Source organism: Streptomyces coryli (genome assembly GCF_011044975.1).
Classification (GTDB): Bacteria; Actinomycetota; Actinomycetes; order Streptomycetales; family Streptomycetaceae; genus Streptomyces; species Streptomyces coryli.
The window spans coordinates 1-14470 of sequence record NZ_JAAKZV010000217.1 but is presented as its reverse complement, the minus strand read 5'-3'; the positions used below and the strand labels follow the sequence as shown (position 1 = coordinate 14470).

Here is a 14470-nt window from a genome sequence, read left to right as displayed (position 1 = left end):
GTACGGAGGACGGGGTCGACGGCGCGGGGCGGGTGGCCACTCCTGCTGATGGCGGCCGCCCCGCCGGTACGGACGGTGGCGCCGGCTCGCGCCGGGACGCCGCTTCTACCGGAGACAGCCGGCACTTCCACGCTGCCGAGGGGCTGATGGCGCTGCACCGCGCCGTGGGTGGCGGTGGTGCGGCTGCCGCTGGTGCCGCGGATGGCTTGGCATCGGATGGTGACGGCAGCGTCGCCGGGTCTCGTTCAGTCTCGGGGCGGGTGGGATGGCTGGCTACGGAAGCGGTGGAAGCGCGGGCGGCACGGGACCTGCTGCTGGCGCCGGTCCTCTCGGGCACGCCCGCGCTCTTCTACTCCCCGGCCGTGGACTCGGGCGCGGCGGACGCCGGTTCGGCGGGGACGGCTGAGGCAACGGCCGCGGGTGTGGGCGGAGAGGCGGTCGCGGGCACGGCCGGGGTGAGAGACGGAGTGGTGGGCAGCGCGACGGAGGCGGTGACGGCGGCGGCGAGCTCTGCGGTAGCCGGCCCCGCGTTGGGTGAGCTGCGGCCCCACGTGCTGCGGCTGCGGAGGCTGGAGCGGGCGGGGGTGCGGCAGCCGATCGCGGCGCTGGGCCCAGGCACGCTGGTGCTGACCAACGCCCCGGAGCTGCTGGCCGGCACCGAACCGCCGCCGGGCTGTGTGGTGCTGACGCCGGCTGGCCTCGACGCGGATGGCGGGCAGCAGCACGCAGGCGCGACCGACCGTGCACCGCACGCCGACCCCACCGACCGTGCACCGCACGCAGGCCCGGCCGCCCGTGCACCCCACACAGACCCGGCCGCCCGTACACCGCACACAGACCCGGCCGCCCGTACACCGCACACAGACCCGGCCGCCCGTACACCGCACACAGATCCCACCGACCATGCCGCCCTCGCCCCTTCCGTAGCCAGCCATCCCACCCGCACCGAGAGCGGACGAAAGCCGGCGATGCTGCCGTCACCATCCGATGTCGAGCCATCCGCCGCACCAGCGGCAGCGGCACCACCCCCACCCCCGCCGCGTGCAATCGGGCCCGACGCGCTCCCCGAGACCGTCGCCGGCCACCCCGTCCGGCACATCCGGGTCATCCTCGACGCCCGCGGCGGCGATCCGCTCCCCGCCGCTGCCCTGGAGCTGCACGAGCTCGCGTTCGCCGCCGCGAGCCGGCTGGCTGACCCGATCGAGGACGGCGGGTCCTTCGCCGTGCTGGCCCTCGATCCCGCCGCGCCCGCCGCCGCCCCGGTGACCGGACTGTTCACCGGACTGCTGCGTGCCCTGGCTGCCGATCTTCCCGACGGACTCGTCTACGGCGTCGTTACGGACAGTGCGGACCTGCCCGCCGGCCTCGAACTGCTGGAGCGTGAGTCCGCCACCGACCGCCATCTCGCCGTGGCCCACTACCGCGGTGGGGTTCGCTGCGAGCCCGTGCTGTCGCCCGAGGACGACGAGCCCCGCGGTCGCCCGCTCCCGGACAACCCGGTCATCGTCGCCACCGGCGGTGGCCGTGGCATCACCGCCGAGCTCGTCGACCAGCTCGGTCGGCTGTCCCGGCCGAGCGCCATCTGGCTGCTCGGCTCCGGGCCCGCCGCGGGTCCCGAGGTACTCACCGAGCTCCCGGCCGAACGTCCCGCCGCCCTGCGGCAGTTAATGGCTGACCACCCCGGCGAGAAGATCGCCGCGCTCAACGAGCGCTACAACCGCTGGCGCCGGACGGCGGAGCGGGTACGTACCATCGACCGGCTCGCCGCCGCGTATGGCGCCGACCGGGTGCACTACCGGCAGTGCGATGTCCGGGTCGCCTCGGACATGCGGCGGATCGCCGCCGACATCGCCCAGGTGAGCGGCGGCGCCGACATCATCGTGCACGGCGCCGGAGTCGAGAGCGCCGCTGCCCTACGGCGCAAGACCGCCGCCGGCTTCCGGGCGGTACGGGACGTAAAGGTGCGCGGCTGGCTGCACCTGCGCGAGGCCTTCGCCGTCCACAACCCCGCGGTCTGGCTGGCCATCAGCTCGGTCACCACGGTCGTCCCGCGCCGTGGCGAGGCCGACTACATCTCCGCCAACGAATTCCTCGTCCAGGCCGCCGCTTACGAGCGCGCCACGTCGGGTGCGGACGTGCACGCCCTCGTGTCGGGGCTGTGGACCGAAAGCGGCATGGTCACTCACACCCAGGTCAAGGACGCGTACCTGGCCCGCAAGGACAACTTCACCCATCTCGACGACGAGCTCGGTCGCCGCTGGTTCCGCACCTCGCTGGAGCGGCGCCGCGACGACGAGCTGACGCCCGTATGGCTCGGTGAGACCGAGTGGCGCATGCTCGGCGCTTCCGCCCCGGGACTGCGGGCTGCCGGAGAGCGGCCCGGCGGGCGCGGAGCGTTCGTGCGGGGTGGTCCGGTGGCGGGTGAAGACGGCGGCCGGGTCTGGGAGTTCGACCTGGAGCTTGACGCCCATCCGTGGCTGCGGGACCACCGCGTGGACGGGCAGCCCACGCTGCCGGGCACCTTCCTGATGGAGATCGCGGCAGAAGCTGCGATACGTAGCGGTGCCGGCGTCGCGAGGCGACCCGTCGCCATCGTGGACGCCGTCTTCTCGCGCTTCGTCCGTGCCGCCGAGGAGCGGTGGCCTCGGCGGCTGGTAGTTACGGGCCGCGGCCTGGGGCCACGGGTCGAGGTCTCGGTCAGCAGCCCGCAGCGGGGCCCCATTCCGCCCCTCGAGTACTGCCGGATGACGGTGCTCCTCGCGGATGGCCGGACCGAAGCGCCGGCTCCGCTGCCCGTGGCCCGGGACCTGCGCGCCGCCGCCGACGCCTACGCACTCCCCGATTCGCCGGTCCGGCTCGGCGGCATCTTCGACTCGCTGCGCGACCAGCACGCCTCCGGCGAAGGTGGCACCGCGCTGCTGCACCTCCCGCCGCCCGGCGGCAGCGGGCAGCTTGCGGACTTCCTGCTCCCGGCGCTGGCGATGGACAGCCTCCTCCGCGCCACCGCCGCCGTCACCGCCACACCGGACCGGGCCGCCGTGCCGGTGCCGGTCCGTATCGACCGCTTCGACCTGCACTCCCCCGGCAACGACGCCGCCCTCGCCGAGCTGCCCGATCCCGTACGACTCCGCTACCGCCTCCGGCCCGACCGCTGCGAAGCCGTCGACGGCGCCGGGCGGCTGCTCTTCGCCTTCACCGGGCTGACCACGCGGGACAAGCGGGCGGCAGCGCTCGCCGGCCCCGGAAAGGAGCCACGATGACCGCCCTCGTCGAGGTCGCCGCGCACCTCGCCCCGGAGTCCGTCCCGATCGCCGAGCTGGCGCCGCAGCTCGGGCTCGCCGATCGTGAACTGGCCCTGTTCCAGCGCTATTACGGGCTGAAGGACGTCCGCCTGGCCCCCGGCATGAGCATGCGCGAGCAGCTGGTCTCCGCCGGTCGGCGGCTGGCCGGGCTGAAGGGGAACGAGCATCGCGTCTCGTACGTGATCAGCGGGCGCACCATCCCGATCTGTGCCAAGGCCTCGCAGCACCCCGTGCACGAGGCCGCCGACGAGCTCGGGCTATCCCACGCCCAGGTGTTCACCGTCCTGCAGCAGGCATGCGCCTCGGGGCTTGCCGCCGTGGATCTGGCCGGGCGGCTGCTTGCCGAGGACGGTGATCCCGACGCGCTCGCGCTCGTCCTCACCGGCGAGAAGACGCACTGGAAGCGGGCCCGGATGCTGCCCGGCACCACCGTCATGGGCGAGTCCTCCGCCGCCTGCCTGGTCTCCCACCGGGGCGGTGGTGACGTGCTGCGCGGCTATGTGACCCGTACCTACGGCGAGTACGCCAATGTGGACCTGCCCGGTGCGTACGGCGAGGAGTTCGAGCGCCGCTACCCCGTCATGCTGACCGATGCCATCCGGGACGCGGTCGCCGCGGCCGGGATCGAGCTCGACGACCTCGCCTGGATCCTGCCGCACAACGTCAACCGGATCTCCTGGGCCCGGGCCGCCAAGCTGCTGGACCTGCCGCGGTCGCGGATCCTCCTGGACAACGTCCCGGTGACCGGGCACTGCTTCTGCGCCGACGGCTTCGTCAACTACGCCACCCTGCGCGAGAGCGGCCGGCTGCGGCCGGGCGACTTCTATCTGATGGCCGCGGTGGGGCTCGGCGCCACCTTCGCGGCGGCCGTCTTCCGCCATTGATGAGCATCGAGGAGGCGCACGTGCCGGACGATCTGTCGTCCCTGGACTTCACCGGCGGCCTGCGGTTCGCCTGCACCGGCGACACCGCTACGCCGCTGGTGCTGCTCGGCAATATCGAGGTCGAGCGGGAGTGGGCGCGCGGTGAGCCCGGGCTGCCCGCCGTGGGGGACGGCGCGCCCTCCGCCGTGGTGGCCCGGATGGACGAGCTCGCGCTGGTGCTGGGCGAGGCGGGTGATCATGTCGTCCTCAAGTCCGCGCCTGACCGCGGCTATCTGGACTATCTGCGGTCGCTCGGCCTCGGGCTGCCCGGCATCGAGCTGACGGATCGGTGCCGGGCGCGGGTGCCCGTGACCGACGAGGCCCGTGAGTCGCCCGGGCTGCTGCGGCGGCTGGCCGGGCTCGGGCGGGCGGGTGCCCGGCTGCTGCCGCACGGGGTGTCGCGGGCCGAGGAGGCGCTGGCCGCCGCCGCGCACCTTCCGGTCGCCCTGCCGGCCGCCGATGTGGCCAAGCGGGTCAACAGCAAGATTTACGGACGGCGGCTCGCGGCCCGGCTCGGGGTGCCGCTCGCCCAGGGGTGGGAGTGCGAGTCGGTGGGCGAGTTCGAGTCCGCCGTGGACCGGGCCGCCGAAGTGCTCGCGGCCGGCGGCACCGTCGGCGTCAAGGACGCGTACGGGGTCTCCGGCAAAGGCATCGCCGTCGCCGACCGGCCCCGGCGGCTCGAGCAGCTGATCCGGATGGTGCGCCGGCGTGCCGAGCGCACCGGTGACCACCGGCTCGCCGTGGTCGTGGAGGTGTGGGCGGACAAGGCCGTCGATCTCAACTACCACTTCACGGTGGCGCGGGACGGCTCGGTGCGCTTCGACTTCGTCAAGGAGGCCCTGACGGCAGGGGGTGTCCACCAAGGTCACCGCTATCCGGCGCGGCTCACCCCCGCGCACCGGGACCTGGTCGAGGACACCGCGCAGCAGGTCGGCAAGAGCCTCGCGGCGGATGGCTACTTCGGGCCTGTCGGGGTGGACGCCATCGTCTGCCGCGATGGCTCGCTGCTGCCACTGCTGGAGATCAACGCCCGTAACAACATGTCCAGCTATCAGGCCCGGCTGCAGGAGCGCTGTATCCCCGCGGACGCCGTGGTCACGGCCCGGCAGTTCGACGTCCTGCTGCCGGGGCCTGTCGCCTTCGCCCGGCTTGCCGAGGTGCTCGGCGAGCTGCTGTACCGGCCGGAGGCCGGGCACGGGGCCCTGCCGAACAGCTTCGCCACCGTCAACGCGGGCTTCGTCGACGCTTCCGGTCCGGCGGACGGCCGCTTCTATCTCATGCTCATCGCCCCCGGCCAGGAGCGATCCGACGCCCTGGCGGCCGAAGTGACCGCCCGTCTCGCCGAGTTCGGAGAGCTCAGATGACCCCTTCCCCTCCTTCTCTTACGGACCTGGCCGAGGAGTTCGGCACCCCGCTGTACGTCTACGACGGTGACCGGCTGCGCGAGCAGTACCGAGGCCTGCGCGACCGGCTGCACCCCGATGTGGAGTTCTTCTACTCGCTCAAAGCCAATCCCAACCTCGCCGTGACCCAGTCCCTGCTGGAGCTGGGCGCGGGCGCCGAGCTCTCCTCGCTGGCCGAACTCGTCACCGCCCAGCGGGCCGGCGCCACCGGTGAGCAGATGCTCTTCCTCGGGCCCGGCAAGAGCCGCGAGGAGATCGCCGCCGCGCTCGCGGCCGGGGCCTGCCTGGTCGCGGAGTCCCTCGCTGAGCTGGAGGTCGTCGACGCCGAGGCGGCGCGGCTCGGCATCACCGCGAGCGTGCTGCTGCGGATCAACCCGGGCTTCTCGCTCAAGGGCGGCGGGCTGACCATGGGCGGCAAGCCGCGGCAGTTCGGCATCGATGAGGAGACGGTTCTTGCGCTGCCGCCGGCCGCCTTGCGCCATGACCACCTGCGGGTCAGCGGCATCCAGGTCTACATGGGCACCCGCATCCTGTCCGCCGACGCCATCACCGAGAACACCGCCCGGATCCTCGACCTCGCCGAACGGCTCGCCACCGAGCTGGACTTCCCCCTCGACACGGTCGACGTGGGCGGCGGGCTCGGCGTCGCGTATCACTCCAAGGAGAGCGATCTCGATCCCGGCGGGCTCACCGAGGGCCTCAATCCGGTCTTCGGGAAGTTCCGCGCCGAGCACCCGGACACCCGGCTGGTCATGGAGCTGGGCCGGTATCTCACCGCCCCGGCCGGCACCTATCTGACCCGCGTCCGCTACACCAAGCGGTCGCGCGGCGAGGCCTTCGCCATCTGTGACGGCGGCACCAACCACCACATGGCCGCCGTCGGCATCGGCTCGCCCTTCCGCCGCAACTTTCCGATTCACCAGGTGGCGGCCCGTACCGACGAGCTGACCCCCTGGAATATCACCGGGCCGCTGTGCACCCCCAACGACACCCTCGGCAAGGACGTCCTGCTGCCGGCCGATCTGGCGCCCGGCGACCTGATCGGGGTGGCCAGGTCCGGCGCGTACGGGCCGACGGCCTCGCCGGTGCACTTTCTCAGCCACGGCGCTCCCGCCGAAGTCCTCGTCCGCGACGGCCGCGCCCACCTGGTCCGCCGCCGCGACACCGTCGACGACCTGCTCGACCGTCAATTCCCCGTGAAGGAGATGGAACATGACCGCACCCGCGGGTGACCTTCAGGCCCTGGTGATCAAGTCGCTCGAGAGCGTGCTGAACACGGACCTCAGCAACGCAGGGGCCGGCACCAAGCTCTTCGAGGAGCTGGGGCTCGACTCCACCAGCGTGCTGGAGCTGCTGATGACGCTCGAGGACGACCACGGCATCGAGGTCGACCCCGAGCAGCTGGAGCCGGAGAACCTGGAGACCGTGGCCGCGGTCTGCGCCTTCATCAGCGCCTCCACCGCCGGTGATTGAGCCGATGCCGAGGCCGATACCGATGCCGATACCGAGGCCCATGCCCGTAAAGCTGGAGCGCCTCACCGCGCTCGGCGCGCCCGCGCCGGGGGTCGGCGGCACCACCTTCGCCGACCTTCAGGAGTACGCCCACGACCTGGAGAAGCTCTACGGGCCGCATCCGTCGGACGACTGGCTGGTGCACGGCGAGCAGGTGTCGTACGCGGACCTCGCGCAGGCGGCCGCCGAGGAGCTCGCGGACGCCGGTGCGGTGGACATGGTGGTGATCGCGACGCCGATGCCGGACTCGCAGGCGCGGCTGCTGCCTGGCCCCTTGCTGGCCGACCGGCTCGGCGGGCGGCCGCTGGTCCTCGGCGTCAGCGATCAGGGGGCGGCGAGCCCGTTCACCGCGCTCCGTTCCGCCGCGGGCCGGATCGCCGTCGGTGAGGTGCGGCGGGCCGCGGTGGTGTTGATGGAGCAGTCGACGCTGCCGCCCGAGCCGTATCCGCTGCCGCCGCGGGCCGGGGCGGTCGTTCTCGTCCTCGCGGGCGCGGACAGCGGGGATACGGGCCTGCGCCTCACCGGCCTCGAGGTCCGCCGGCTGCCCCCGGCGCAGCGGCGCCCGGCGACCCGCGCCGGGCATCTGCGGCCGTGGTACGAGTTCGCCGCCCGCCATGCCGGGGGCCCCGGCGCCGAACTCGCCCTGGCCGACCGCGACGACGAGCTCGGCTACGAGTGCCGGATCCGCTTCGCCGCGCCCGGCCCCGTCGCACGCGTATCCACACCCCTACCGGCCATGGAGGCCAGGCGATGACCAACGGTTACGTGCTGGACCCGGAGCTCGGGCGCCGCTGCCGCGCCCGGGCCCGCGACGACGGCCCGGCCCCCGCGCTGCAGGCGCTGACGGCGGAGCTCGGCCCCGGATACGGGCCCGGCGGCCACACGATGCTGCCGCTGCACCCGGCCCCCGACACCCGGTCCGGCGCGCGGCAACTGGCCACCGTGGAGCACGACTCGGGCGCCGTCGGCGTATGGCAGGACGAAGGCCGCCGCGACGGCGCCGCGGCCTGGGCGCTGGGCGCGGCCTGGGTACGGCTCGGGCTGGCCGAGCGGCTGCTGCAGCTGGCCACCGCGTACATCGGCGGCCGCCGCACCGGCGGCGAGCCGCTGATCCAGGTGTCGGCGGTGCGCACCATGATCGGCGAGGCGGCCGGCGACCTGGCCGAGGCAGCACTGCTGCTCGACCTCGACGGCGCCGACGGGCTGCCGCGCGCCGCGGTGGCGACGGCGCAGGCACAGCGCACCGGGCTGCGGCTGCTGGGCGCCTCCGGATACGTGGACGGCGAACCCGGCCGGCTCGCCCGGATCAACGACCTGCTCGGGGACATCTACCCGGCCGAGACCGCCGACATGGCCGAGATGGCCGACATCGCCGACATCGCCGCGACCGCCGAGACCGCCGTGACCGCCGACTCCGCCGAGGTGAGCTCATGACGTCCTACCCGCTGCCGGATCACGACCGGCTCGCCCACGCGGTCGAGGAGCACGCCCGGTCCTTCCGCTCCACCGCCCTGGCCATGGACGACCCCAAGGCGGACCCCAGGACGCTCAACCCGGTGGTGAGCGACGCCTATTACCAGCTCTTCCTCTCCCTCCCGCCCGAGTACAACCCGGACCCGCTGATCGTCGACGGCCGCCCCGCCTACCTGTACAGCTGCGCGGAGCGCGCCGTCGTCTACGAGCGTCTGGCCTGGGGCGACGCGGCCCTGCTGATCTCGGCACCTGGGCCGTCCCTGTCCGGGGTGGCGACCGAGCAGCTCGCCGACCCGGAGCAGCTGGAGCGCTACTACACCCGGCTCGCCAAGGGCCCCACCTGGACCTTCTTCGCTGTCACCGAGCCGCAGGCCGGCTCCGACGCGACCCAGCAGAGCAACGCGCTGGTGGACGCCGATCCGGCCGCCGGATCAGGGCCCTTCGACGGCAAGGTCATGCGCGGCACCAAGCGGTACATCGGCAACGGCGCCCGCGCCGACCTCGGCCTCGCCTTCGCCCGGCTGCGTCCAGGACCGGTCGGCGTGGTCGCCGTGCACATCGACCCGTCGCGCGAGGGCTTCCACGCCACCCCGCTGGCCACCACCGGTATGCGCGCCTTCGGGCTCAGCGAGATCTCCTTCAAGGACATGCCGGTGGCCCCCGAGGAGATCCTCGGCAAGCATCTGTCGCCGGTGCGGCGCGGCATGGTCGGCGCGATGCGGACGTTCTGCCTGGCCCGCCCCATCGTGGCCGCGATGGCGCTCGGCGTCACCTGCGCCGCCCTCGATTACGCGGCCGAGCACCGGCGGCAGTTGCGCGCCGAGGAGCGGTGGCGGCTGGAGTCGCTGCGCGGCCGGGCGGTGGGCGTACGGCGGCTGACGCGGGCCGCCGCGGCCCGTGCCGACATCGATCCCGGTGACGGCACGATGTCCTCCGCCGCCAAGTACAAGGCGGCCGAACTGGTGCTGGAGGCCAGCGAGTTCGCGCTGCGTCTTTTCGGCCCGGGGGCGCGCTTCGAGCACCCGCTGCTGGACAAGATCCACCGGGACGCGCGCGCCTTCGAGTTCATGGAGGGCGCCGGGAACATGCAGCGCCTCAACCTCGCGCAGGGCTACCTGAAGAGGAGAATCCTCCATGACTGACGTCCAGGCCGAGCGGCCCGCCATACCCGGCGATCTGGGGGTGCGGGTCCGCCGGCTCGCGGTGCCGATCTCCCTCGGGGTGGTCACCGGTCTTGGCGCCCAGTTCGCCATTTCCGCCCTGCTCGGGAACATGGGCGGCGCGGCGCTGTACGTCAGGGCGCTGTTCATCCCGATCGCCTTCGTCTTCCTCGCGCTGGAGGAGGGCATCGAGATCAGCAGCCAGGTCATCGCCGCCCGGCAGAAGGGCGCGGACGCCGAGCGGCGGCCGCCGGTGGTCCGGCTCGGCGCCTTCGCGCTCGGCTGCTTCCTGGTGCTCGCCGTCGTCGTGGCGGTGCTCGCCCCGCAGATGGCCCGCACCCTGGATGTCTCGGCCGAACACACCGACACCTTCGTGCTGTTCGCCCGGCTGGTCGTCGCGGCGTACGCGCTCGCCGTCCTGAACTCGGTGGTCGCCGGGACGCTGCGCGGCTGGGGCCTGGCCCGCTCCGCCTCCGCCATCACGATCACGGTCGCCGTGACGCAGGTGCTGGGGGTCTGGCTGCTCGACGAGTTCGGCGGGCTCGGGGTCTACGCGGTGCCGTGGTCCATCGCCATCTCCTCGGTGATCACGCTCGCCGCCGGGCTCTTCCTGCTGGTCCGGACGGGCATGCTGCGGGACCGCGGCCCGGTCGCCGAGCCGCGGGCGCAGACGCTGCAGGTGCTGGCCGCCGTCGGCATCCCGGTGTCCATCGCGTACCTGCTGATCAGCGCCATGAACTACACCTCGCTGTGGGTGCTGTCCGGCTTCGGCAAGGACGCCGTCGCCGGCTACGGCGCGGCGCAGGCCGTCCAGGTGCTGTGCCTGGCCCCGGCGATCGCGCTCGGCTCCGCGGCGGCGATCACGATGAACCAGAGCCTCGGCGCGGGCGAGACGCATCTGCTGCGGCCGGTCGTCCTGGTGGGCGTCCGGTACGCGCTGGCCGTCTACGCGGTCATCGGCATCGCCGTGTTCGCGCTGGCGGGTCCGCTGGGCGACTTCATGAGCGGCGACGACGGCACCGCCGACTTCGCCTCCTCGTATCTGTCCGCGGTCAGCCTGAGCTGGGTGGCGTTCGGTCTGATCACGATGCTCAACATGACGCTGCAGCAGGTGAGAAGCGGGCAGTTCGCCATCGCCACCGACCTGGCCTATCTGCTCGCGGTGAACGTCGGCGGCGGCCTGATCGCGCGCGCGATGGACGAGCCGAAGGCGTATTTCGCCGCGCTGGCGATCGGCAACTTCGTGATCGGCGGGATGCTGCTGGCCGTCGCCTGGCGCCGGTACGGCCGGCTCGCGGAGGCCGCGGCGTGAGGACGGACGGCGGGGTGGCCACGATGGGCGCGGAGGCCGGGGCCGTACGCGCGGACGCCGGCGCCGTCTCCGTATGGGAGGTGGATCTCGCGCCGGACGACCCGCGGGCCGAGGCCGCCGCACTGCGGCTGCTCGACGACGCCGAGCACGCGCGTGTCGCCCGGCTGACCGACCCCCGCAAGCGGGCGGCGCTGCTGCGGTCGCACGCCGCCGTGCGGGTGCTGCTCGCCGCCCGTACCGGGCTGCCCGCCGAGCGCATCGCCTGGTCGGCCGCCGCGAACGGCAAGCCCGCGCCCGTGGCCGACTGTGCGTGGAGCCTCTCCCGCTCCGGGCAGCGCGCGCTCATCGCCCTCACTCGCGGCCCGGCGGTCGGCGTGGATCTGCAAGCGGAGCACCCGCACGGCGAACCGGCGGCGCTGGCCCTGCGGTTCTTCGCTCCCGCCGAGGTGGCCGAGGTCGCCACCGCGCCCGGGGCGCACGCGCGGGTGCGGCGGCTGTGCCGGCTGCTCGCCCGTAAAGAGGCCTGGGCGAAGGCCGCCGGCGGTCGGCTGCTGCACGTCCTGCCCCACGACTCCCGCGGCCCCGCGCCCAAGTGGTGGGACGGCGCCGAGTACTTCATCGCCGACCTGAAGCCCGCCCCGGGCTTCGCCGCCGCGGTCGCCGCCGCCGGGCGCCCACCCGGCCCCGTGGACCACCACCTCTGCGACTGGAGAGATCTGTGCGCACCGAACTGAGCCCGGTGGCCGGCCGCACCGCCCAGGTGACGGCACTCCCCGTATCCGACGAGCCGGCCGGGGAGGGGCCCGCGACCTGGGGGCAGTGGGCGATCCGCCGGGCGATGCTCGACATGGAGCCCGACGACCACGGCACCAACGTCCGTGTCCTGCACCCCGTTTCGCCGCCCGTCCCGCCGCAGACCGCGCTCGCCGCCGTACGCGGCCTGCTCACCGTCCACGACTCGCTGCGCACCCGCGTGGTCATCGACGCCGACGGCGCCATGCGGCAGCACCTCGACGGGGACGGCAGCCTCGACGCGTACGTCTTCGAGGCGGCGGACGCGGCCGAAGCCGCTGCCCTGACCGCGGAGATCGACCGGCAGTGGCACGCGGTCCGCTTCGACTGCGCGACCGAGTGGCCGATACGGGCCGCGCTGGTCCTGGTCGGCGGCGAGGTGGCGTACATCGCCCTGACGCTGTCGCACATCGCCAGCGACGCCCTCGGCCTCTCCCGGGTGGACCGCACGCTCACCGCCCTGCTCGGCGGTGCCGACGCCGCCGCGCTGCGCAAGGCCGCGGCGGACTTCCAGCCACTGGACGAGGCGGCGTACCAGGCCTCGGCCAAGGGGCAGAAGCGCGATCTGGCAGCGCGGCGGCACTGGCGGGAGACCCTCGAGCGCTGTCCCACACGGCTCTTCACCCGCCGCCCGGATGCGCCGCCGGCCTTCCGGCAGGGCGTGCTCGCCTCGCCGACGCTGCCGGGCGCGCTGGAAGCGCTCAGCGACCGCTGGCGGGTCAACGCGTCGGCGATCCTCCTCGCCGCGGCCTCCGCCGTCGTCGCCCGGCAGGCCGGCACCGATCGCTGCGCGCTGCAGGTGATGGTGAGCAACCGGTTCCTGCCCGGCCTCCGGGACACGGTCAGCCCGATCACCCTGGAAGGGCTCTTCGCCCTGGACTGCGGGGGCGAAGACGGCGACGGCGGCTTCGAGGCACTGGCCCGCCGCGCTTCCCGCGCCGCCATGAAGACCTACTACCACTCCTATTACGACAAGTCGGCCCTGCTCCCCGACCTCCACGCCACCGACGCCGACCTCACCTGCTGGTACAACGACCTCCGCGACATGACCTGGCACACCCGCACCGTCGACGACCGCGAGCGCCGCCCCGGCGCGGTGGCCGACTCCGTCATCGAGTGGGAGCCGGCGGGCCAGCAGTCGCAGACGTCGCTGGCCTGGCACATCTACAGCAGCGCCTATCTGATGCCGGTGACGCTCACCGTGGACACCAGCCTCATCGACGAGCCGGCCGCGGAGGCCATGCTGCGCGACTTCGAATCCCTCATCACCCGGGAGGCTGCTGCCTGATGGCGTACGCACGCGACCTGAGCACCGTCATCATGTGCCACCCGTCCCGGCGGGCCGGCGCCGAGCGCATCCTGGACGAGTGCCGGCCGCTCGCCGCGCGGATCGTCGAGGACCCCGAACCCGACGGCGTGCCGAGCCCGTTGCGCACCGCGAAGGTCGCGTGGGCGGCGGTCGCGGACGGGGCGAGCCACCACCTCGTCGTCCAGGACGACGTCCATCTGCGGCCCGGCTTCGCCGAGCACGTCCACACCCTGCTGGAGCGGCACCCCGGCTGCGCCGTCTCGCTCGGCGTGCTGTGGGTGTCGCCGTACAACTCCTACCGGGTCCGGCAGGCCGCGATCGGCGGCTACCCGGCGGTGCGGCTCGCGCCCTGGGAGTGGGTGCCGTCCCTCGGCCTGGCGCTGCCCGCCGACACCGCCCGCGAACTGGCCGACTTCCTGCGCGGCTTCCCCGACGTCACCCGGGACGACGACGAGCACATCGCGGTGTTCTGCGCGGAGCGCGGCATCCCGGTGATCGCTCCGGTGCCGCATCTGCTCGACCACAGCACCCGCCCGAGCGTCGCCGGCAACGACCACCACGGCGTCCGCCTCGCGGTCGCCTGCGTCGACGAGCCGGTCGGCACCGGCTATTGGACCGGCCCGACGCTGGACGACGGCGTCCTCGCCTCCGGCCTCGGCTACGCGGTCGAACTCACCGGCTCCCGCTGCCACCTGCGCATCCGCCGCAGCGGCGAACGCGAGGCTGCCGAGCAGCCGTTCACCTGGCCGTGGCGGCCGTGGTCGCAGCTGGTGGGGGTGGCCGAGGACGAGATCACCCGCGCCGCAATCGCGGCTGCGGCCGCGGAGGAGCCCACCGCCGAGCCGGACTCGCTCGCGGCCGAGAACCCGCCTGCCGGGCTGCCGGCCACTCTCGCGGCCGAGGTGTGGGCGGCCGGATATCTGCTGGGCGCCCTCTCCCCCGCCGTCGCCCCCGAGCCCGACCCGGCCCACCAGCTGGTACGGGACGCGGCCGCCCGGCAGGCGCTGCGCTCCTGGATCACAGCCGGCCTAGGCCCGGACGACCAGGCCACGCTGGGAGACCGGGGACACGCGGCAGCCACCAATTGGTGCCACCGCGCGGTCGCCGCGGGCGCCGCTCGTACGACGGGGGCCGTGTCTGCCGATCGCACTACCCCCGCCGCGCCCGCCGCTCGTACGACGGGAGCTGCGTCTGCCGACCGCACGACCGCCGGAGCGCCCGCCGCTGGCACGAGCGCCACCGCACCTGCCGCCGACATGACCGCCACCGTGCCCGTCTCCCGCC

At 73.8% G+C, this 14470-nt stretch carries 11 protein-coding genes and 1 pseudogene; all 12 read left to right on the top strand.

What is annotated here, in order from left to right:
* The first annotated feature begins 260 nt into the window (after nucleotides 1-260).
* On the top strand, nucleotides 261-3260 hold the full coding sequence (locus G5C51_RS32600) for an SDR family NAD(P)-dependent oxidoreductase (protein WP_338118388.1): 3000 nt from the start codon (nucleotides 261-263) through the stop codon (nucleotides 3258-3260).
* Nucleotides 3257-4186, top strand: a complete 930-nt coding sequence (locus tag G5C51_RS32595) for a 3-oxoacyl-[acyl-carrier-protein] synthase III C-terminal domain-containing protein (protein ID WP_240930080.1) — start codon at nucleotides 3257-3259, stop codon at nucleotides 4184-4186. The genes G5C51_RS32600 and G5C51_RS32595 overlap by 4 nt, the downstream gene beginning before the upstream one ends.
* A 20-nt stretch (nucleotides 4187-4206) precedes the next feature.
* A complete protein-coding gene (locus G5C51_RS32590) occupies nucleotides 4207-5589 on the top strand; it encodes a preATP grasp domain-containing protein (protein ID WP_338118387.1) in 1383 nt (460 codons plus the stop codon).
* Complete coding sequence (locus tag G5C51_RS32585; protein ID WP_165242726.1) at nucleotides 5586-6860, top strand: type III PLP-dependent enzyme; 1275 nt, start codon at nucleotides 5586-5588, stop codon at nucleotides 6858-6860. Before G5C51_RS32590 ends, G5C51_RS32585 begins: the two co-directional genes overlap by 4 nt.
* Entirely contained in the window at nucleotides 6841-7101 is a 261-nt protein-coding gene (locus tag G5C51_RS32580; RefSeq protein ID WP_165242724.1) for an acyl carrier protein, read from the top strand. Before G5C51_RS32585 ends, G5C51_RS32580 begins: the two co-directional genes overlap by 20 nt.
* Nucleotides 7102-7141: 40 nt before the next feature.
* Nucleotides 7142-7894: a hypothetical protein gene (locus G5C51_RS32575; RefSeq protein ID WP_165242722.1), complete on the top strand. Its 753-nt coding sequence runs from the start codon at nucleotides 7142-7144 to the stop codon at nucleotides 7892-7894.
* Nucleotides 7891-8574 carry an acyl-CoA dehydrogenase family protein gene (locus tag G5C51_RS32570; RefSeq protein ID WP_206314578.1) on the top strand — a complete coding sequence of 228 codons (684 nt, stop codon included), beginning with the start codon at nucleotides 7891-7893 and terminating at the stop codon, nucleotides 8572-8574. The genes G5C51_RS32575 and G5C51_RS32570 overlap by 4 nt, the downstream gene beginning before the upstream one ends.
* Complete coding sequence (locus tag G5C51_RS32565) at nucleotides 8571-9755, top strand: acyl-CoA dehydrogenase family protein (RefSeq protein WP_165242720.1); 1185 nt, start codon at nucleotides 8571-8573, stop codon at nucleotides 9753-9755. The genes G5C51_RS32570 and G5C51_RS32565 overlap by 4 nt, the downstream gene beginning before the upstream one ends.
* The gene (locus G5C51_RS32560; RefSeq protein ID WP_165242718.1) at nucleotides 9748-11085 is read left to right on the top strand and encodes an MATE family efflux transporter; all 1338 of its coding nucleotides are present in this window, start codon (nucleotides 9748-9750) and stop codon (nucleotides 11083-11085) included. The genes G5C51_RS32565 and G5C51_RS32560 overlap by 8 nt, the downstream gene beginning before the upstream one ends.
* Nucleotides 11082-11819, top strand: coding sequence for a 4'-phosphopantetheinyl transferase family protein (locus tag G5C51_RS32555; protein ID WP_338118386.1), 738 nt, complete (start codon nucleotides 11082-11084; stop codon nucleotides 11817-11819). Before G5C51_RS32560 ends, G5C51_RS32555 begins: the two co-directional genes overlap by 4 nt.
* The gene (locus G5C51_RS32550; RefSeq protein WP_338118385.1) at nucleotides 11804-13165 is read left to right on the top strand and encodes a condensation domain-containing protein; all 1362 of its coding nucleotides are present in this window, start codon (nucleotides 11804-11806) and stop codon (nucleotides 13163-13165) included. The genes G5C51_RS32555 and G5C51_RS32550 overlap by 16 nt, the downstream gene beginning before the upstream one ends.
* Nucleotides 13165-14470 (top strand): annotated as a pseudogene (locus G5C51_RS32545) (hypothetical protein); the annotation flags it as partial. The gene G5C51_RS32550 and the pseudogene G5C51_RS32545, both read left to right, overlap by 1 nt.

Coding starts and splice junctions, on each gene's coding strand:
- G5C51_RS32595 (WP_240930080.1), top strand. CDS start 3,257: ATGACCGCCCTCGTCGAGGTCGCCGCGCACCTCGCCCCGGAGTCCGTC.
- G5C51_RS32585 (WP_165242726.1), top strand. CDS start 5,586: ATGACCCCTTCCCCTCCTTCTCTTACGGACCTGGCCGAGGAGTTCGGC.
- G5C51_RS32580 (WP_165242724.1), top strand. CDS start 6,841: ATGACCGCACCCGCGGGTGACCTTCAGGCCCTGGTGATCAAGTCGCTC.
- G5C51_RS32575 (WP_165242722.1), top strand. CDS start 7,142: ATGCCCGTAAAGCTGGAGCGCCTCACCGCGCTCGGCGCGCCCGCGCCG.
- G5C51_RS32570 (WP_206314578.1), top strand. CDS start 7,891: ATGACCAACGGTTACGTGCTGGACCCGGAGCTCGGGCGCCGCTGCCGC.
- G5C51_RS32565 (WP_165242720.1), top strand. CDS start 8,571: ATGACGTCCTACCCGCTGCCGGATCACGACCGGCTCGCCCACGCGGTC.
- G5C51_RS32560 (WP_165242718.1), top strand. CDS start 9,748: ATGACTGACGTCCAGGCCGAGCGGCCCGCCATACCCGGCGATCTGGGG.